The sequence below is a fragment of the Yimella sp. RIT 621 genome (assembly GCF_004146205.1).
In the GTDB taxonomy this organism is placed as follows: Bacteria; Actinomycetota; Actinomycetes; order Actinomycetales; family Dermatophilaceae; genus Yimella; species Yimella lutea.
Window position 1 is genome coordinate 150218 of sequence record NZ_SEIP01000001.1, and the last position, 19454, is coordinate 169671.

At 66.9% G+C, this 19454-nt stretch carries 17 protein-coding genes; 10 read left to right on the top strand and 7 right to left on the bottom strand.

Annotated features, from left to right (window positions below; translation table 11 throughout):
- Positions 1 to 34 precede the first annotated feature (34 nt).
- Positions 35 to 2194 carry a glycogen debranching protein GlgX gene (gene glgX, locus EU513_RS00805; RefSeq protein WP_129623954.1) on the top strand — a complete coding sequence of 720 codons (2160 nt, stop codon included), beginning with the start codon at positions 35 to 37 and terminating at the stop codon, positions 2192 to 2194.
- Between the two features lie 67 nt (positions 2195 to 2261).
- Here glgX and EU513_RS00810 read toward each other — a convergent pair whose 3' ends face one another.
- Positions 2262 to 3164, bottom strand: a complete 903-nt coding sequence (locus tag EU513_RS00810; RefSeq protein ID WP_129623955.1) for a polyphosphate kinase 2 family protein — start codon at positions 3162 to 3164, stop codon at positions 2262 to 2264.
- A gap of 30 nt (positions 3165 to 3194) precedes the next feature.
- Here EU513_RS00810 and EU513_RS00815 point away from each other — a divergent pair, with 30 nt between their 5' ends.
- Complete coding sequence (locus EU513_RS00815) at positions 3195 to 3851, top strand: dihydrofolate reductase family protein (protein ID WP_168990084.1); 657 nt, start codon at positions 3195 to 3197, stop codon at positions 3849 to 3851.
- Here EU513_RS00815 and EU513_RS00820 read toward each other — a convergent pair.
- Entirely contained in the window at positions 3840 to 4991 is a 1152-nt protein-coding gene (locus tag EU513_RS00820; protein WP_240795860.1) for a S9 family peptidase, read from the bottom strand. The genes EU513_RS00815 and EU513_RS00820 overlap by 12 nt on opposite strands.
- Positions 4992 to 5028: 37 nt before the next feature.
- Between EU513_RS00820 and EU513_RS00825 the strand changes: the two genes are divergently transcribed.
- Positions 5029 to 6087: an ATP-dependent DNA ligase gene (locus EU513_RS00825; protein WP_129623957.1), complete on the top strand. Its 1059-nt coding sequence runs from the start codon at positions 5029 to 5031 to the stop codon at positions 6085 to 6087.
- 233 nt (positions 6088 to 6320) lie between these two features.
- Here the strand turns inward: EU513_RS00825 and ligD are convergent, their stop codons facing one another.
- Positions 6321 to 7364, bottom strand: coding sequence for a non-homologous end-joining DNA ligase (gene ligD, locus EU513_RS00830; RefSeq protein ID WP_205744619.1), 1044 nt, complete (start codon positions 7362 to 7364; stop codon positions 6321 to 6323).
- Positions 7365 to 7565: 201 nt separating this feature from the next.
- Between ligD and EU513_RS00835 the strand changes: the two genes are divergently transcribed.
- The 4 genes from EU513_RS00835 to msrB all read left to right on the top strand — a co-directional run bounded on the left by EU513_RS00835 (position 7566) and on the right by msrB (position 12442).
- Complete coding sequence (locus tag EU513_RS00835) at positions 7566 to 9953, top strand: lamin tail domain-containing protein (protein ID WP_129623958.1); 2388 nt, start codon at positions 7566 to 7568, stop codon at positions 9951 to 9953.
- A 119-nt stretch (positions 9954 to 10072) separates the two neighbouring features.
- Positions 10073 to 11461: an APC family permease gene (locus tag EU513_RS00840; protein ID WP_129623959.1), complete on the top strand. Its 1389-nt coding sequence runs from the start codon at positions 10073 to 10075 to the stop codon at positions 11459 to 11461.
- A 2-nt stretch (positions 11462 to 11463) separates the two neighbouring features.
- A complete protein-coding gene (locus tag EU513_RS00845) occupies positions 11464 to 11967 on the top strand; it encodes a universal stress protein (protein ID WP_129623960.1) in 504 nt (167 codons plus the stop codon).
- A 73-nt stretch (positions 11968 to 12040) separates the two neighbouring features.
- Positions 12041 to 12442, top strand: a complete 402-nt coding sequence (msrB, locus tag EU513_RS00850) for a peptide-methionine (R)-S-oxide reductase MsrB (protein ID WP_129623961.1) — start codon at positions 12041 to 12043, stop codon at positions 12440 to 12442.
- Between the two features lie 65 nt (positions 12443 to 12507).
- On the opposite strand, the gene hemQ is transcribed toward msrB, so the two are convergent.
- Together hemQ and hemG are read right to left on the bottom strand one after the other, a co-directional pair.
- Positions 12508 to 13221 carry a hydrogen peroxide-dependent heme synthase gene (gene hemQ, locus EU513_RS00855; protein ID WP_129623962.1) on the bottom strand — a complete coding sequence of 238 codons (714 nt, stop codon included), beginning with the start codon at positions 13219 to 13221 and terminating at the stop codon, positions 12508 to 12510.
- Between the two features lie 9 nt (positions 13222 to 13230).
- Complete coding sequence (gene hemG, locus EU513_RS00860; RefSeq protein WP_129623963.1) at positions 13231 to 14616, bottom strand: protoporphyrinogen oxidase; 1386 nt, start codon at positions 14614 to 14616, stop codon at positions 13231 to 13233.
- Between the two features lie 275 nt (positions 14617 to 14891).
- Here hemG and EU513_RS00865 point away from each other — a divergent pair, with 275 nt between their 5' ends.
- Positions 14892 to 15596, top strand: coding sequence for a YitT family protein (locus EU513_RS00865; RefSeq protein WP_129623964.1), 705 nt, complete (start codon positions 14892 to 14894; stop codon positions 15594 to 15596).
- A 13-nt stretch (positions 15597 to 15609) separates the two neighbouring features.
- Here EU513_RS00865 and hemE read toward each other — a convergent pair whose 3' ends face one another.
- Together hemE and EU513_RS00875 are read right to left on the bottom strand one after the other, a co-directional pair.
- Positions 15610 to 16665: a uroporphyrinogen decarboxylase gene (gene hemE, locus EU513_RS00870; protein WP_129624139.1), complete on the bottom strand. Its 1056-nt coding sequence runs from the start codon at positions 16663 to 16665 to the stop codon at positions 15610 to 15612.
- 22 nt (positions 16666 to 16687) lie between these two features.
- Positions 16688 to 17530 (bottom strand): DMT family transporter, encoded by an 843-nt coding sequence (locus EU513_RS00875; protein ID WP_129623965.1) that lies wholly within the window; start codon positions 17528 to 17530, stop codon positions 16688 to 16690.
- Between the two features lie 81 nt (positions 17531 to 17611).
- Here EU513_RS00875 and EU513_RS00880 point away from each other — a divergent pair, with 81 nt between their 5' ends.
- Both EU513_RS00880 and EU513_RS00885 read left to right on the top strand, forming a co-directional pair.
- Complete coding sequence (locus tag EU513_RS00880) at positions 17612 to 18193, top strand: DUF3000 domain-containing protein (RefSeq protein ID WP_129623966.1); 582 nt, start codon at positions 17612 to 17614, stop codon at positions 18191 to 18193.
- Positions 18190 to 19443 carry a ribonuclease D gene (locus EU513_RS00885; protein ID WP_129623967.1) on the top strand — a complete coding sequence of 418 codons (1254 nt, stop codon included), beginning with the start codon at positions 18190 to 18192 and terminating at the stop codon, positions 19441 to 19443. The genes EU513_RS00880 and EU513_RS00885 overlap by 4 nt, the downstream gene beginning before the upstream one ends.
- The last annotated feature ends 11 nt before the right edge of the window (positions 19444 to 19454 follow it).

A 19454-nucleotide genomic window follows, 5' to 3' on the forward strand; every position in this document is an offset into this window, starting at 1 on the left:
GAACGGCTCCCGCCGTGCACCACAATGGCGTGCCATGGACATCTGGCCGGGACAGCCCTATCCGCTCGGCGCCACCTTCGACGGTTCTGGCGTCAACTTCGCGATCTTCTCCTCCGTCGCCGAAAGGGTGGAACTGTGCCTGCTCACCCCCGGTGAAGAGCCGGGTGAGGACGGCGAACAGACCTGGGACGAGAAGCGCATCGATCTGACCGAGGTCGACGGACACGTCTGGCACGCCTACCTGCCCGGGGTGCAGCCCGGTCAGCGGTACGGCTTCCGGGTGCACGGCCCCTACGACCCAGAGCTCGGCCACCGCTGCAATCCCTCGAAACTGCTGCTCGACCCGTACGCGAAGGCGATCGACGGGCAGATCGACGGCGACGAGTCGCTCTTCTCCTACCGTTTCGACGACCCGGACGCATTCAACGACGACGACTCGCTCGACCACACGATGCTCTCGGTGGTGGTGAACCCCTTCTTCGACTGGGGCCACGACCGTCCGCCCAGGCACGAGTACCACGACAGCGTCATCTACGAGATGCACGTCAAGGGCCTGACGATGACCCACCCGGACGTGCCCGAGGAGATCCGCGGCACCTACGCCGCCGTCGCGCACCCGGCGATCATCGACCACCTGCAGCAACTCGGCGTGACGGCGGTCGAACTCCTGCCGGTGCACCAGTTCGTCCAGGACTCGACCCTGGTCGACAAGGGCCTGTCGAACTACTGGGGCTACAACACCATCGGTTTCCTCGCGCCGCACAACGCGTACAGCGCCGGCGGGAGCGAAGGTCAGCAGGTCACGGAGTTCAAGGCGATGGTGAAGGCGCTGCACGCTGCCGACATCGAGGTCATCCTCGACGTCGTCTACAACCACACCGCCGAGGGCAACCAGCTCGGTCCGACGCTGGCGTTCCGCGGCCTGGACAACGCCCACTACTACCGGCTGGTCGACAGCGACCCGGCGCACTACTACGACACCACCGGCACCGGCAACAGCCTGCTGATGCGCAGCCCGCACGTGCTGCAGCTGATCATGGACTCGCTGCGGTACTGGGTCACCGAGATGCATGTCGACGGTTTCCGGTTCGACCTCGCCGCCACGCTGGCGCGACAGTTCCACGAGGTCGACCGCCTGTCGGCGTTCTTCGACATCATCCAGCAGGACCCGATCATCAGTCAGGTGAAGCTGATCGCAGAGCCCTGGGACCTGGGCGACGGTGGCTATCAGGTCGGCAACTTCCCGCCGCTGTGGACCGAGTGGAACGGCAAGTACCGCGACACCGTCCGTGACTTCTGGCGCGGTGAGCCATCGACACTGGCCGAATTCGCTTCTCGCATCACCGGATCCAGCGACCTGTACGCACACTCGGGACGCCGTCCGATCGCGTCGATCAACTTCATCACCGCCCACGACGGCTTCACGTTGCGTGACCTGGTCAGCTACAACGAGAAGCACAACGAGGCCAACGGCGAGGGCGGCAACGACGGCGAGGCGCACAACCGGTCCTGGAACTGCGGCGTCGAGGGCGAGACCGACGACCCGCAGGTCCGCTCGCTGCGGGCGCGTCAGCAGCGCAACTTCCTCACCACGCTGCTGCTGAGCCAGGGTGTGCCGATGCTCGCTCACGGCGACGAACTCGGCCGTACGCAGCTCGGCAACAACAACGTGTACTGCCAGGACAACGAACTGGCGTGGTTCGACTGGGACCTCGACGAGGACGAGCAGTCGCTGCTGGACTTCGCGAGCAAGGTCATCTCGCTACGTCGCGAGCACCCGACCTTCCGCCGGCGCCGGTTCTTCTCCGGCGACGCCGGACACGGCGGTGAGAGCACCCTCGGCGACATCGGCTGGTTCACGCCCGACGGCAACCACATGACCCAGATCGACTGGCGCAACGGCCTGGCACGTGAGGTCGCGGTGTTCCTCAACGGTGCAGCGATCCAGGCGCCGGACCCCCAGGGGCGACGGGTCATCGACGACCACTTCCTGCTGCTGTTCAACGCCGGCGACCAGGAGACGACGTTCACCGTCCCGACCGTGGTCGAGGACGCGGAGTGGAGCGTCGTGCTCGACACCGCCGACGAAGCCATCGATGAGACCGAGGAGCGCGTGGCCACCGGTGGGTACGAACTCACCCTGGCCGGCCGGTCCATCGTGGTGCTCAGCTGCACCCCGGACGAGGAGCAGTGAACCGGACCTGACAACCCGTGAAGGGCTCCCCGATCGCTCGGGGAGCCCTTCACTGCGGAGTTCGGCTTCAGGACGCTTCGAGACGCGCCTTCTGTTCCTCGACGTCGAAGTCGGCGTCCGGCCAGGGCTGGTCGAGTTCACGCAGGTGCTGCAGCAGGATCTGCTGGACAGCCAACCGCGCGTACCACTTGCGGTTCGCGGGCACCACGTACCAGGCAGCGCTGTCGGTGGAGGTCTTGTCCAACGCGGCCTGGTAGGCCTCCTGGTAGGCGTCCCAGAGCTCGCGCTCATCGATGTCGCCCGGGTTGAACTTCCACCACTTGTCGCTGCGATCGAGCCGCTCCATCAGGCGCGCCTTCTGCTCGTCGGCGTCGATGTGCAACATCACCTTGATGATCCGGGTGCCGTTGTCGGTCACCGACTTCTCGAAGGTGTTGATCTGCGAGTACCGCCGCTGCCAGGTAGTGGCCGGAACGAGATTGCGCACCCGTGCGATAAGCACGTCCTCGTAGTGCGACCGGTCGAAGACACCGATCATCCCAGGTTTCGGCAACGCCTTGCGGATCCGCCACAGGAACGGGTGCTTGCGCTCCTCGGCGTTCGGCGCCTTGAAAGAGGTTAGCGAAACTCCCTGCGGGTCAACGCTTCCCACGACGTGACGCATGATCCCGCCCTTGCCCGAGGTGTCCATGCCCTGGATCACCAACAGGACGGACGTGCCGTCGCCGTCACGGCCGTTGGCGTAGAGGCGCTCCTGCAGTTCGCCGAGCTCGGCGACGCTCGCCGCGAGCAGTTCCTCCGCTTCCGCCTTGTCACCCTTGTAGCCGGGAGTGGACGAGGCATCCAGGGAGCTGAGCTCGAATCCTGGTGCGACGCAGAGCTTCTCGGTGATCTTGGCTGCGAGATCGCCGGACTTCTTGAGCTGCTCGTCCGACTTCTTGCCGGACTTCTTCGTCTTCTTCTTGGCCATACGGGATGGTCTCACGATTGGATGACCGACATGAGGAAACTGCTCCCCGACCACGCAGCAATCACGCCCGGTGATCTGCCGGACGCCTACGAATGCGGCGTCGATCGCGGCTGGTTCGTGCGGCTGAACTTCGTTGCGACAGTGGACGGTTCGGTTGTCGGCGGGGATCATCGGTCGGGGTCGATCAACAATGACGTCGACGGGCTCGTCTTCCACATGCTGCGGGCGTGGGCCGATGTCGTCGCGGTCGGCGCAGGCACTGCACGCGCCGAGCAGTACGACGCACCAATCACCGACGAGCGGTGGCGATCGCTGCGTGCAGGGCGCCCGGAACACCCCGCGATGGCCGTGCTGAGCACCGAAGCGGAACTGCCGCCGGGGATGGACACGATGGGTCGTGATGACGTCTTCGCGGTCGACAGCAGCGGCCCGGACGGAGTGCGAACGGCTCTGCACCGTCTGCGCCGACGCGGCTACGACCGCGTGCTGCTCGAAGGCGGCCCGACGATTGCGGGCCTCGCCCTCGGGGACGACCTGATCGACGAGATCTGCCTGACCACCTCGCCGTTGTTGGTGGGCGGCTCGGCCCACCGGATGGTCGACGGAGCACCGCTCGACCTGCGCGCGAGGCTGGTCGGACTGATCGAATCCGAGTCGACGCTGCTGGCTCGTTGGTCAGTGCGCTGAGGCCGGCGCACAGAAGTTACGCACGACCTTCTCCCAGCGCTCACTGTCGACATTCCACTCCCGGCAATGCCGTGCCACCTCGAAGGTCTCCAGACGCACCAGATCGGGTCGTGCGTCGGCCAGGTCCTGCGATGGTTCGAAGGGCACGAAGTCGTCGTCGACCGAGTGGATCAGCAGCGTCGGCTTCGTCAGTTCCTCCGCTCGGGTGACCCAGTCGGCCCGAGTGACGTCGAGTGGCTCGGCCAACCCGATCAGGTTGCGGTGCAACGGTCCTCGCATCAGGTCGAGCCCGATCCGACTGACGACACCGGGCAGCTTGTTGAGCCCCGCGTGGAAGGCCAGCACGTGCCGCCAATTGATCACCGGGGCGTCCAGCACGATCCGGCTGACATGCTCGGCCAGCGGCGATCGATCGACGGTCTGCAGTACGGTGGCGCCACCCATCGACCACCCGAACAACTGGATGTCGGCGGCACCCGCGTCCAGGACGTAGCGCATGGCCGCTTCGACGTCCTGCCACTCGGTGAGGCCGAGGTTGTACAGACCGTCGGCTCCGGACGGGACCCCTGGATCGTTGCGATAGCTGATGATCAATGCGTTGATGCCGCAACGTTGCAGGGTCGGCAGCGCTCGCAGACACTCCGAGCGCAGCGCGCCGCGCCCGTGCACCAGGACGGCCCACCGGGTGGAGTCGGGCACGTCCATCCGCCAGGCCGGCATCTCCCCCACCGGGCTGCGATAGACCACCTCGCGCAGATCGATACCGAGGGAGTCCGCCGGCGGTCCGACGAAGTAGCTGCCGTTGACCCGGGCCGGTCCGGCATCGAGCTCACCGAAGTCGACGCCGAGCAGTTCACGGGTGACCTCCTCGCCCTCCACGGCGAGCACGTCCCCGATGCGGGCGTGGGTGTCGTACCCACCGACGAAGAGTCCGTATCGGCCGGGCGCAACCGTCTCGTCGTTGACGCCGAGGGTGATCGTGAGGTCGTTGAACGTCCTGATCACGCTCTTGTCGGCCGGCGGCTCGGGTGTGAGCACCTTGCGGGCGAAGACGGCGGCAGCCGACGTTACGGCTCCGGCCCCCATGAGGGCTCCGGCGCCGAGCATGGAGGCGGCACGAACGATGTGGCGAGGCTGCACCTGTCCATCGTGACATCCGGGCAGCACAATGGCGGGCATGACCGTGCCGTTCGAGACCCCGATCACGCCGATGCTGGCCAAGGCCACTCCCGCGGTGCCCACGCCCGACGACACCAAGCGGTACTTGTACGAACCCAAGTGGGACGGCTTCCGGTGTGTTCTGGTGAAGGACGGGGACGAGGTCGAATTGGAGTCGCGTGGCTCCAAACCGCTCACCCGTTACTTCCCCGAACTGATCGAAGCGGCTCGTCGGCTGCTGCCGCAGCAGTGTGTCCTGGACGGCGAGATCGTCGTTCGCTCCGGCGCACCGGGTGCGCAGCGCCTGTCGTTCGAAGCGCTCGGACAGCGCATCCACCCGGCCGCCTCGAGGGTGACCAAGCTGTCGGTGGAGACACCCGCCGAGGTGATCTTCTTCGACTGCCTGTGGACCGGCGGCGACTCGTTGATGGAACAACCGTTCGCCGAACGCCGCTCCGCGCTGGCGGAGGCACTCGACGGTCTGCCCATCGACGGCCCCTTCCACCTGACCCGCGTGACCGAGGATCCACAGGTCGCGCAGCAGTGGTTCGAACAGTTCGAGGGAGCCGGTCTGGACGGCGTGATCGCCAAGGATGTCACCAGCCCGTACCAGCCGGGCAAGCGCACGATGCTGAAGATCAAGCACAGCCGCACGTGTGAGGCGGTGCTGCTCGGTTATCGAATTCACAAGAGCGGCAATGGAGTCGGCTCGCTCCTGCTCGGGCTGTACGACGACGACGGCAACCTGCGCAACGTCGGCGGCATTCTTGCATTCACCGCGAAGCGACGGGTGGAGCTGATCGACGAACTCTCCGACCTCGTGGTCACCGACGACGAGGGAGAGACGGTTCGTGGCGAGACCGACCGGTCGCGGTTCAGCAGCAACAAGGACGTGTCGTTCGTACGCCTTCGTCCGGAGCGCGTGGTCGAGGTGAAGTTCGATCAACTCGAGGGCTCTCGTTTCCGGCACGGCGTGACGTTCCTGCGCTGGCGGCCCGATCGCGACCCCGAATCGTGCATGCTGGACCAGGTGGAGCGTGCCCCGGCATACGACCTCGGCGCGGTACTCAGCCGCTGATCATCACCGGACGAAGATCGGCGCCGGACCTCCCCCGAGGATCCGGCGCCGATCTCTTGCCCCCACGAACATCTTGTCGATCGGCAGCCGGGGTGACCATGGGGAGAACTCCCCATGGGCTGCTCGGGCAGGCCCGACACAACCCGCCGGTCGAGTGGTGAGGCAGGGTCACCGACCGAGCGCGATCGAGACCTGGTTCCGGTGAACGTAAACCCGGCCGAATCGATACCCCTTCATCGAAATTCGGGATCCGGCAGGTCGTTGCGTTTCTTGCTCGGTTGGACGCGGCGCGGCTCGCCGGGCATCTTCGGATAATCGGGAGGAAAGTTCAGTTCGCCGAGCCCACGTTCCTGAACGTCTCTGTCCCACAACGCGATCGCGGCAGCGATATCGCCGGGCTCGCCGCGATCGGCCCACGCATCACCTTCGGATTCGACGATGCCGGGAGCGGTGCGCACGGTGAACTCGCGCGGGTCGGCGTCCGCCAGCCGTTCCCAGGTGAGCGGCATGGAGACAGGAGCACCGGGCAAAGGACGTGGCGAGTACGCGCCGGCGATCGTGCGATCCCGGCACGCCTGGTTGAAGTCGACGAAGACTCGCTCGCCTCGTTCTTCCTTCCACCACGCCGTGGTCACCAGATCGGGCAGGCGGCGCTCGAGTTCGCGAGCGATACCGATGACGCCGTGGCGGACGTCGAGGAACTCGTGCGTCGGTTCGATCGAGGCGTACACGTGGACTCCCCGGTTGCCGGAGGTCTTCACTCGCGGTTGGAAGCCGAGTTCGGTGAGCAGGTCGCGCAATGGGAAGGCTGCTTCGACAGCATCCTTGAAACCGCGCCCGGGTTGCGGGTCGAGGTCGATGCGCAGTTCGTCCGGGTTGTCGTTGTCATCGGCGCAGACCGGCCACGGATGGAAGGTGACGGTGTTCATCTGTGCACACCACACCGCGGCAGCCGGCTCGTCGAGCACCAACTGCGGGTGCTTGCGTCCGGAGGGGTAGGTACACATGACCGAGCGCATGTACTCGGGCACTCCGCGGGGTGGGTTCTTGGAGAAGAACTGCTCCCCCTCGATGCCCTCCGGAAACCGTTCCAGCGCGACGGGCCTGTTGCCGTTGGCGTGGATGAACACCTCGCCGACGGCGACCAGATACTGGGCCAGATCGAGCTTGGTGATCCCGTCCTGGGGATAGATCAGTCGGTCCGGACTGGAGATCTTCACCGTCCGGACGCCGGCCGGTCCGTCGACCTCGAGCATCACCGGCTTCGCAGCTGCCATGTATGCACCCTAGGGGCCTGGCACGCCGGCAGCCCGGGTGTTCCGATCCGCGGTTCGCACAGTTGGGCCCGGCGACTTTGCCATCTCATGACCGAACCGTTGCCGGACATTCACCGAAACCGGAGGGGAAGGACGTCGGGACGACCTAGCGTCGGAACTGCCCCGTCCCAAGACCCAGTCAGATTCCCCCGGAGTGCCCCGATGCCTTCTCGTTCGTTGTTCCGCCTCGCCGTGGCAGGCTCTGCCGCCACCCTCGCCGCCGCAGGCGCGGTGTCACTTGCGCCCTCTGCTCAAGCCGTCTCCTCGTCCGTCGTCATCTCGGAGGTGTACGGCGGTGGCGGCAACTCCGGCGCCGTCCACAACAGCGACTTCGTCGAGCTGTACAACCTCAGCGGTACCCCGGTCGACCTGAATGGCTGGAGCGTCCAGTATTGGTCGGCGAACGGCACCACCGCCCAGCGCACCCCGCTGAGCGGCACGGTCGCGCCGGCCACGAGCTTCCTGGTCAAGGAAGCATCCGGAGCGAACACGTCGGCCACTCCCCTGCCCACGCCGGACGTCGTCGGCACCATTCCGATGAGCGCATCGGGTGGACGGGTCGCGATCGTCGACCCGTCCGGCAAGGTCGTCGACCTGCTCGGATGGGGCAGCGCGTCGACCGCAGAGGGCAGCCCGGCTGCCGCCACCTCCAACCCGACGTCCGTCGCACGCACCTCCACGTGCACCGACACCGACAACAATTCGGTCGACTTCGCCGTGGGCTCCCCGAGTCCTCGCAATTCGGCTGCCGGACAACAGGACTGCAGCCCGACGCCGCCCGACGACGGCACTGTCGCAACGGTCGCGCAGATCCAGGGCAGTTCACACACCTCCCCCCTGGCCGGCACGAAGGTCAAGGACGTCGAGGGCGTCGTCACCGCGGTCAAGAGTTCCGGCTTCTGGATCCAGTCGCTCACTCCGGACGGCGACGACTCGACCAGCGAAGGCATCTACGTCTTCACCCGGACGGCACCGACGGTGAAGGCGGGCGACAAGGTTTCTGTTGTCGGTACCGTCGCCGAGTACCGCCCCGGCGGCTCGGGCGGCACCACCAACCTGACCACCACCGAAATCGACGGTCCGACGGTCACCGTCACGGGCACCGCTGCGCTGCCCGCGCCGGTCGTGCTCGGCGTCGACCGCGTCGCTCCGCAGCAAACGATCTTCGCCGGCGACCCCGGCAACATCGAACTGCCCGGCGTCCCGTTCGAACCCGCGCAGAACGCCATCGATTTCAACGAGTCGATGGAAGGAATGCGTCTGGCGCTGAAGGACGCTCGCGCTGTGGGACCGACGAACACGCGCTACGGCGAAACCCCGGTCGTTCCCGGCCAGAACGTCGACGCGGTCAACTCACCCCGCGGCGGCGTCGTGTACAGCTCCTATGCCCACCCCAACGCCATGCGGCTGATCCTCAACGACTCGCTCGTCAAGGGTCAGATCGGTGCGGCGAACGTCGGCGACGTGTTCAGCGGCACCACGACGGGCGTCCTGGACTACTCGTTCGCCAACTACACCCTGGTCGCGACCGACCCCGGCATGCTGACCGACAACGGCCTGCAGCGTGAGGTCACCGCGTCCCCGCGCGGCAACGAGATGGCTGTCGCGACGTTCAACGTCGAGAACCTCGCGCCGTCCGACCCTGCGGAGAAGTACTCACGGCTGGCCGGACAGATCGTCACCAACCTCAAGTCGCCCGACATCCTGGCGCTCGAGGAGATCCAGGACAACAGCGGCTCTCGCAACGACGGCACGGTCGACTCGACCGCGACCAGCGACACGCTGATCGCCGCCATCAAAGCGGCCGGTGGACCGGCGTACGAGGCCAAGTGGGTCAATCCGAACAACCTGACCGACGGTGGCCAGCCGGGAGGCAACATCCGCCAGGTCTTCCTGTTCCGCACCGACCGAGGCGTCTGGTTCGTCGACAAGCCCGGTGCAACCGCGAACACCTCGACGGACGTCGTCGGCACCGGCCGCGGCACCTCACTGACCCAGTCTCCGGGACGCATCGACGTCGGCAACGCCGCGTGGGACAACTCGCGCAAGCCGCTGGTCGGACAGTTCAGCTACAACGACCGCAGTGTGTTCGTCATCGCCAACCACTTCGCATCCAAAGGTGGCGACGACCCACTGTTCGGCCGCTTCCAGCAGCCGGTGCGTGGTTCGGAGGCCCAGCGACACAGCCAGGCACAGGTGGTGCGTGGATTCGTCGACAAGCTGCTCGCCGCCGACCCGAACGCGAACGTCATCGTCCTCGGTGACATCAACGACTTCGAGTTCAGCCGCACCAGCGACATCCTGGTGGGGTCCGGTTCGAGCGCACTGACCGATCTGCCGCGGACGCTGCCGGCGCGCGAGCGGTACACCTATGTGTTCCAGGGCAACAGCCAGGTGCTCGACCACATCCTGCTCAGCCGGAACCTGGTGCGCACGATGGCCAACAAACGCTACTCCTACGACATCGTCCACACGAATGCCGAGTTCCACGACCAGGATTCCGACCACGACCCGCAGGTCGTCCGTCTGCCCGTGCAGGTGACCCGGTAGTTCCCACCAGCAGGTTCCCGCTGCTCGCATCGGACCCAGGCGTCCGGCTGTCTTGACAAGATGGCCGCACGCCCGGCGTTTCCAGCGCTCGGACACGGACCAAGTGCGAGGGGTCGCAGATGACGTCGGACACCGCAACACTGGATGAGTCACCATCACCGAACGAGGATTCCGAGCTCAACCAGAGCATCTCGGGCAAGCTGCTGTACTTCTACGTGCTCGGGGACGTGCTCGGGTCCGGCATCTACGTCCTGATCGGGCTGGTCGCCGCCGCCGTCGGTGGCGCGTTCTGGACCGCGTTCGCCGTCGGCGTCACGGTCGCCACCATCACCGGCCTGGCGTATGCCGAGCTGGTCACCAAGTACCCGCAGGCCGCCGGCGCAGCGTTGTACGTGCACAAAGCGTTCGGCAAGAAGCCCCTCACCTTCTTCATCACGTTCTGCATGCTCTCGGCCAGCTTCGCCGCCGCAGGCTCGCTGGCCAACGGCTTCGCGAAGTACTTCAACGAGATCTGGAAGGAAGCACCCAGCCTCATCGTCGCGCTCGGCTTCATCGTGATGCTCGCGATCATCAACGCCATCGGCATCACCGAATCGGTCGTTGCGAACATGGTCATGACCTTCATCGAGGTGGCCGGCCTGATCATCGTCCTGATCACCGGTGCGATCGTGGTCAGCAAGGGCGATGCGAACTTCAACGTCCTGACCGAGTTCTCCGCCGGTGACAACCCCGCCCTCGGCCTGCTTGCCGGTGTGGCGTTGTCCTTCTTCGCGATGACCGGTTTCGAGAACGCCGCGAATGTCGCCGAGGAGACCCGCGACCCGGTCCGCACCTTCCCCAAGGCGCTCATCGCAGGAATGGCGACCGCCGGCGTGCTCTACGTCGTGATCGCCATCACGGCTGCGATCTCGGTGCCGATCGCGAAGTTGTCGGAGTCCGAAGCCGCGCTGATGGAGGTCGTCCGAACCGACGTGCTGCCCATCTCACTCGAGGTAATGACCACGATGTTCGCGATCATCGCGATGGTCGCCATCACCAACACCTGCCTGGTCTGCCTCGTCACCGAGTCGCGCATCCTCTACGGCATGGCGCGCGAGGACGTCGTCCCCGGATTCTTCGCCAAGGTGAGCGGCCGTCAGGTGCCGTGGATCGCGACGATCTTCTCCCTGTTGGTCATCGGTGGCCTCCTCGTCTCCCCCGCCGACCTGGAGAAGCTGGCCAATGTCACTGTCCTGTTCACGCTGTTGATCTACGCGTTGGTGATCGTCTCGGCGATCAAACTGGACAAGGACGACCGCACCTCGGGCGGGTTCAGAGCACCTCGGGCGTTGCTGTACGTCGGCATCATCGCCAACTTCGTCATCCTCGGATACGTGATCTGGGACGACTCGAGTTCGTTGATCTACTGCGCCGCTCTGCTGGGAATCGGGTTGGTGCTGTTCATCATCGAGCGACTCACCGGAAGCCGGGACCGATCCGGCGACGACCTGAAGGACCTGGAGGCCTGACCGTGCACGTCATCATCGCGACCGACGGATCGAAACAGTCGCTGCGGGCGGCTCGTTATTTCAAGACCTTCGCCGACGAGGAGAAGATCACCGAGATCTCGGTGCTCGCGGTCATTCGCCCCCTCGCCTCGCTGCCGTTCATCGACGAGATCTCGCAGGGTGCCAAGGCGCCGGTCGCCATGGAGAAGCAGTCGTTCCGCGCCGCGGCCGCCGCCGCGGTCGACGTGGTGGCAGCGGAGTTCGCGGATTGGCAGGACACCGTCGTCCGCAAGAAGATCCGCAGCGGCACGCCGTCCACCGAGATCGTCCGCGCTGCTGTCGCCGGCGATGCCGAACTCGTGGTCATGGCGAGCGGCAGTCGCGGTCTCAGCGAGGCGGTCTTGATGGGCAGTACTGCCCAGCGCGTCCAATACGCGGCTCCGTGCCCCGTGCTGGTCGTGCGGCCCACCCCCCGTCGTAAGCGGAAGATCAGCAAGGCGGCGAAGGGGTCCACCGCAGCATCCTGATCGATCGGCACCCGTCGGAATCAGCGGCCGCCGGACGGTGTTGCACGAGCTGAATCGAGACGAAGGAGACGTCATGGCCAAGGTGAGCAAGACCGACCAGGAGTGGCGCGAGCAGCTCAGCCCGGCGGAGTACGCAGTGTTGCGCGAGGGTGGTACCGAACGACCGTTCACGGGCGAGTACACCGACACCGAGACCGAGGGCGTGTACAGCTGTCGCGCGTGCGGTGTGGAACTGTTCCGCAGCACCACCAAGTTCCACAGCAACTGTGGTTGGCCGTCGTTCTACGCCCCGTCGCAGGACGACAACGTGAACCTCATCGAGGACCGCTCGATGGGCATGGTGCGCACCGAAGTGCGTTGCGGCAGTTGCGATTCGCACCTCGGACACGTGTTCGAGGGCGAGGGCTACCCGACACCGACCGACCAGCGGTACTGCATCAACTCGGTCAGCCTGACGCTCGAACCACAGAACTGATCTGCTCTCGAAAGGGAGGCCTTCGCGATGATCGCGAAGGCCTCCTTTCGTGTCCGACCGGACGCTCAGCGCATCCGGTCGGCGAGGTCCTTGAGGTTGGTCGCCGGCCCGGTGAAGAAGGGCACTTCCTCACGCACGTGCAGGCGTGCGTCGACGGCGCGTAGTTCGCGCATGAGGTCGACGATGCGGTGCAGTTCGTCGGCCTCGAAGCACAGCAGCCACTCGTAGTCACCGAGCGCGAACGAAGAAATGGTGTTGGCGCGCACGTCGGCGTAGTCGCGGGCGGCCTCGCCGTGCTCGCGCAGCATGCGACGGCGGTCCTCCTCGGGCAGGACGTACCAGTCGTAGGAGCGCACGAACGGGTACACACACGCGTACTGCCGGGCCGGCTCACCTGACAGGAACGCCGGCACGTGGCCACGGTTGAACTCTGCGGCCCGGTGCAGTCCGACGTTCGACCAGACCGGGTCGAAGCTCTTGCCGAGTTCGGTGGCCAGAAAACCGCGGTAGGCGTCCTGCAGGATCTCCACGCTCGCTCCGTGCCACCAGATCATCAGGTCGGCGTCGGCGCGCAGACCCCCGACGTCGTACAGACCGCGGACCGTGACGCCCTTGTCCTGCAGGCCGGCGACGAACTTCTCGGCCTCCTTCACCGCCTTCTTGAGGTTGGCGGGCTTGGGTCGTACAGCCTTGAACACCGAGTACATCGCGTACTCGATGTTGGCGTTGATCGCCTCGGCTTCTTCTTCGGTGGGCTGGTGGTGCACCTGGTCGGTCATGACCGTCCTTTACGTGATTCCGGTGGGGTTCAACTGAGCGAGAACGTTACGTGCTGCCGTCCGGCCGGAACCGATGCAGGCCGGGATGCCGACGCCGTCGTAGGCAGCTCCGGCGACGGAAACCGCCGGCAGAGCGGCAAGTTCGTCACGGATCCGCGCCACCAGATCGACGTGCCCGACGGCGTACTGCGGCAATCCGCCACCCCATCGCTGCACGTGTGCCGCGACGGGAGCAGGAATGTCGCCGAGCGCGGCGCGTAGTTCGGCGATGCCGTCCGCAGCCAGTTGCGCGTCGGACCGCTGGAGCGTGTGTGCCTCTCGGAAGCGTCCGGCCGAGACGCGGACGAAGACGAGGTCGGTTCGCTCCTGGCCCAGCCACGGCCACTTCAGCGAACTGAAGGTGGACGCCTTGATCCGGCGCTGCTCCACCGGAGGCACCAGGAACCCCGAACGTTCACCGAGGGCCGGCGCGATCTGGACCGGGAAGGCGTAGGTGACGACAGCCATCGAGGAGTACTCGATCGCGCGCAATTCGGTTGCTACCTGCGGCGCGAGCGGGTTGAGCAACTTCGCCGCCGCCGGCGCAGGGGTGGCGAAGACGATTGCCTCGACATGCATCGTGGTGCCGTCGGCCAGGACGAGTCGCCACTGTTCGCCGTCCCGATCGACCCCGGTGACGGTGGTCGACGTGCGCACGATGGCTCCTTCGGCCGCCAGCGCATCAGCAAGCAGCATCGGCAAAGAACCGATCCCGCCGCGTAGGCCGGCGAACACCGGCGGCTGGTCGTCATCGTCCGGCGCCGCCGGATGACGGGTCGCATTCGCCGCGGCTTCCTGCAGGGAGCCACCGCGGTGGACGACGTCGTACAGCGCCGGTACACACGCTCGCAGCGAGAGGTAACGCGCGTCGCCTGCGTACACCCCGCCCAGCAGTGGTTCGACGAGCCGGTCGACGACCGCCGGGCCGAAGGCCTGCTCGACGGCGTCCCCCACCGAAATGTCACCGTCACTGCGCACAGTTACCTCGTCGGCGGCGCGGGCAACCTCATCGGGCTCCAGCAGTCCTGCGAGACCCTGTGCATTCGAGGGCACGCCCATGAGCGTGCCGCGGGGCATCGGGCACAGCTCGCCCCGGCTCCATATGGATGCACCGACCTGTGCCGTCCCGACTATGTCGAGACCGAGTTCGGCTACCAGAGAACGGGTTTCGGGCCGCCGACCGAGCATCGACTCGGCTCCGACGTCGACCTGAGTGCCGGCAACCTTCTCGGTGCGCAGCTTGCCGCCGACCCGGTCGGTGGACTCCAGCACGGTGACTTCGGCTCCGGCGCCGACCAACTCCCACGCGGCACTCAAACCTGCGATTCCGCCTCCGACGACGGCCACTGCAACCACGGCCCAAGCTTGTCACACCGACCCCTCACCTCCTACTCGGGGTAGTACTCACGCAATGGCAGGTTCGCCGACTGCGCCCACCGTGCGAGCGGCGTGCAATCCCGCAGTCGGGGCCGGCGCGGCCTGAATCAGATCGGCGTTCGCCGGATCGGCCGATTCGTCCCATAGCGGCTCCTGCCCGTCGTCGACCGGCCCACCGGGCACGGTGACGGTCGTCCCCGAACCCCGCCTGGCCTGTGCGAACCCGCGCTCGAATTTTCCGGGATGCTTGAGCCATGAGCACGATCGCCCGGCCGACGCCTCGCCGCGAACTGGCCAACCTGTCCCCCATCGCGCAGTTGCATGCCGGCCGCCTGCCTCGGCGACTTGTGCAGTTGTTCGTCGGGTTGTCGATGTACGGGCTGGCGATGGCGATGATGGTGCGCGCCGGCATCGGCCTCGACCCGTGGGACGTCTTTCACTACGGAGTCTTCCTGCACACCGGCTGGACGCTGGGCGTGACGGTGATCGTGGTGAGCATTCCGGTGCTGCTGCTGTGGGCACCGCTGCGCCAATGGCCCGGCCTCGGCACCGTCGCCAACGCCATCTGGATCGGCGTGGCGACCGATCTCTCGCTCGCCGTCGTACCCACCGCCCACGAAATCGGTTGGCAGGCAGGCATGTTCGTGTCGGGCCTCGTCATCAATGCCCTCGGCGGAGCGCTCTACATCGGCAGCCAACTCGGGCCGGGGCCACGCGACGGACTCATGACCGGACTGCACCGCCGCACCGGCCTCAGCCTGCGCCTGGTGCGCACCGGGCTCGAAGTCACCGTGTTGGCGATCGGTTGGCTGCTCGGTGGCATCGTCGGCGTCGGCACCGTGCTCTACGCCGTCCTGATCGGACCGCTGGTGCAGTTCTTCCTGCCCTGGTCGATCGTCACCTTGCCCGGTCAGCGACCGGCGCCCAGCGCGGAGGAGCTCGCCGAACGCGGCGATTGAGCCGGCGTGCGGTTCAGCGAGCCGAGTGTTCGTGCACCAGTTCCACGACTCGGGTGAGTACATCCGGGTCGGTGCTCGGCAGCACTCCGTGGCCGAGGTTGAAGATGTGCCCGGGTGCGACCTTGCCTGATTCCAGGATTTCGATCACCTTGTCGCGCAACGGTTCCCAGGGAGCGAACAGCAGTGCCGGGTCGAGGTTGCCCTGTAGGGCGTAGGTCGGGCCGATCCGTCGTGCAGCCTCGTCCAACGGAATGCGGAAGTCGACGCCGACGACGTCCGCGCCGGCCTCGCCCATCGCCGGGAGCAGCTCTCCGGTGCCGACGCCGAAGTGGATGCGCGGGACGTCGAGCTCACCCAACGCCGACAGCACGGCCGCCGAATGCGGCTGCACGTACGTCAGGTAGTCGACGCGGCTGAGTGCACCGACCCACGAGTCGAACAACTGGATCGCGGAGGCACCGGCTTGCACCTGCACCTTCAGGAAGGTGGAGGAGATGCGGGCGAGCTTGGCGCACAACGCATTCCACGCTTCCGGGTCGCCATACATCATCGCCTTGGTGTGTTCGTGGTTCTTGGACGGACCGCCCTCGACCAGGTAGCTGGCAAGCGTGAACGGCGCACCGGCGAAGCCGATCAGCGGAGTGCCGCCGAGCTCGGCGGTCAGCATGCCGACGGACGTCGCGATGTCGTCGATCTGCGAGGGGTCGAGTTCCGGCAGTGCGTCGACATCGGCTCGCGAACGCACCGGCGACGCAACGACGGGGCCGGTACCCGGAACGATGTCGAGGTCGATCCCGGCTGCGGCGAGCGGCACGACGATGTCGCTGAAGAAGATCGCCGCGTCCACCTTGTGCCGCCGCACCGGCTGGAGCGTGATCTCGGTGACCAGTTCGGGTGTGCGGCACGACTGCAGCATCGGGACGCCCTCGCGCACCTTTCGGTACTCAGGCAGGGAGCGCCCGGCCTGGCGCATGAACCACACCGGGGTGTGGTCGACGGACTGGCCGCGAGCGGCACGGACGAGGGCGCTGTCGCGCGGGTCAGACGATGCAACGGTCACGCCGCCGATCCTCCCACGACCGCAGCGGTGCTCAGCCCACGACCAACGCGATGCCGCCGAGCGTTGCTGCCACCCCCGCGACCTGGACGGGACGTAATCGCTCGTCCAGCAGCACCCGTGCCCAGATGAGCGTGACGACCGGGTAAAGCGACCCGAGAACACTGACCACGCTCACCATTCCCTGCGCAGCGGCGAAGCTGAACAGTGCGTTGGCTGCCAGATCGCCGACTCCGACGAGCATGATCATCGGCACATCACGGCGAGGCACCCGTGCGCCCACCGGGCCACCCGGCCAAAAGCGCCAGGCGAGCAGCAGAGCCGACACGCTCGCGATCCGCATCGCCCACAGTGCGGGGATGACGTCGACCTCGGCGGCGCGATCCATGCAGAACAGCGACAACCCGAACGCGACGGCCGCCACGAACGCGAGCAGCACCGGTGTCCGTCCGGCGCCGCCACCGAGCTCAGGACCGGATGCGAGCACCACGCCGAACAGCATGAGTGCCAACCCGATTCCGACCGCCACGCCGATCCGGTCACCGGTGGCCAGCCCCGCCGCGACCGGCACGACCGCACCCATCGAGGCGATCGGCGAGACGACGCCCATGGTGCCCATCGACAGCGCGGCGTAGAAGCAGACCAGGCCGACCGCGCCGGTCAGGCCGGCCAACGCCCCGTAGAGGTGCCAGGGCCCGTCCGCGATCGCGACGCCCTGCGCGACCCGGACGCCGAGCACGACACACATCGTGAGCAGGCCGCCGATCTGCGCCACGGCGACGACCCGGACGGCGGCGATGCGCTTGGCGAACAGACCGCCCGCGAAGTCCGAGGTGCCCCAGACCAGACTGGAACCGAGAGCCAGGAGAGCGACCATCCGCCCATCCTGCTGTACCCGTCCGGGCTCACGGCGTGCCGTTCCGCGATTCGTAGGCATGTTCGACATACCCTCGACGACGTGGGTTCGAAGAATGCCAGCAGCGACATCGGGTCGCACTTCTCTCGCGTCGTCCGCGAGCTCGAGACCGTGCGCCTTCGGCCCGAGGTCAGCCTGACCGAGGTTCCGGCGCCCGGGCGCATCGCGCCGTACTCCGTCGCCATGACCGCCGAGGTGGCGAACTCCCCCGACGACGACGAACTCGCCTCGGGACGCTTCGTCGTGCTGCACGACCCCAGTTGCCCCGAGCCCTGGGCAGGCGACTGGCGCATCGTCACCTTCGCGCGCGCCGAACTGGAACCGGAACTGGCGTCCGACCCGATGCTCGGAGAGGTCGGCTGGACCTGGCTGATCGACTCCCTGGCCGAGGCCGGCGCCGAGTTCACCGCCGAGGCCGGCACCGTCACCCGCGTCCTGTCACAGGGCTTCGGTGGCCTCGCCGACAACGGCACCACGGTCGAGATGGAGATCCGCGCCTCGTGGACCCCAACCACCGAGGACCTCGCGTCTCACCTGCAGGCCTGGGGTGCGATGTTGTGCACGATCGCCGGTCTGCCCCCGCTGCCCGAGGGCGTCGTGGCGCTGCCGGGGCAGCGTCGATGACCGACGAAGTCGCCGAACCCACCACCTACCCACTGCTGGCCGCCCCCGCTGACGGGGTCCCGGCGGTCGTCGACACCGAACGCGCGCTGACGCAGACTGCGAAGGCGCTCGCCGGCGGTGAAGGTCCGGTCGCGATCGACGCCGAGCGTGCGTCCGGGTTCCGCTACGGAAACCGTGCCTATCTCGTCCAGATCCGCCGGGAAGGATCCGGCACTCACCTGATCGACCCGATCGCCTGCCCCGATCTCAGCCCGGTGCAGGACGCGATCGCCGACGTCGAGTGGGTCCTGCACGCTGCGACGCAGGACCTGCCGTGCCTGGCCGAGGTCGGCCTGAAGCCGAGCCGCCTGTTCGACACCGAACTCGGCTCGCGGCTGGCCGGCATCCCGCGGGTCGGTCTTGCCGCGGTGATCGAGCACTACCTCGGCATGACACTCGCGAAGGAGCACTCGGCGGTCGACTGGTCCGAGCGGCCGTTGCCGCAGCCGTGGCTGTCGTACGCGGCACTCGACGTCGAAGTGCTGGTGCAGGTGCGTGACGCCCTGGCCGCCGACCTGCAGGAGCAGGGCAAGTGGGAGTGGGCTGAGCAGGAGTTTCACGCACTGACCTCCTTCACCGGCCCCCCGGCGCGTCAGGATCCTTGGCGACGGACCTCCGGGATGCACAAGATCAAGAACCGTCGCGCGATCGCCCGGGTGCGCGAGCTGTGGCTCACCCGCGACACCATCGCCCAGCGCCGCGACACGTCGCCCGGACGCGTCCTGCCCGACGCACTCCTGGTCGAGATCGCCAACACAGCCCCCAAGACTCCGGCCGAGTTGCTCGCACTGCCGAGCGCCACCAGTCGGCGTGGACGCCCGCACACCGGCGTAGCCCGTCACCAACGCGATTGGTTGGAGGCGGTCCGCCGAGTCGGTTCGATGGCGGACGCCGACCTGCCGCCGGCGACCGTCCGCAGCGACGCTCCTCCGCCGCCGCGGGTCTGGGCCGACCGCGACCCCGTCGCAGCAGCCCGCCTGACCAAGGTGCGTGACGATCTCGCGGTCTTCGCCGAGGAGCACAACCTGCCGGTCGAGAACATCCTCACCCCCGACCACCTGCGCCGAGTGCTCTGGGATCCCGCGAATCCCCTTGATGCACAGACGATCTCGGCCGAGTTGACCCAACTCGGAGCGCGGCCCTGGCAGATCGAAGTCGTCACCCCGATGGTCGTCGACGCGGTTTCCGCCGACCTGCCTACCAGCGAGTAACAAATCGGGTT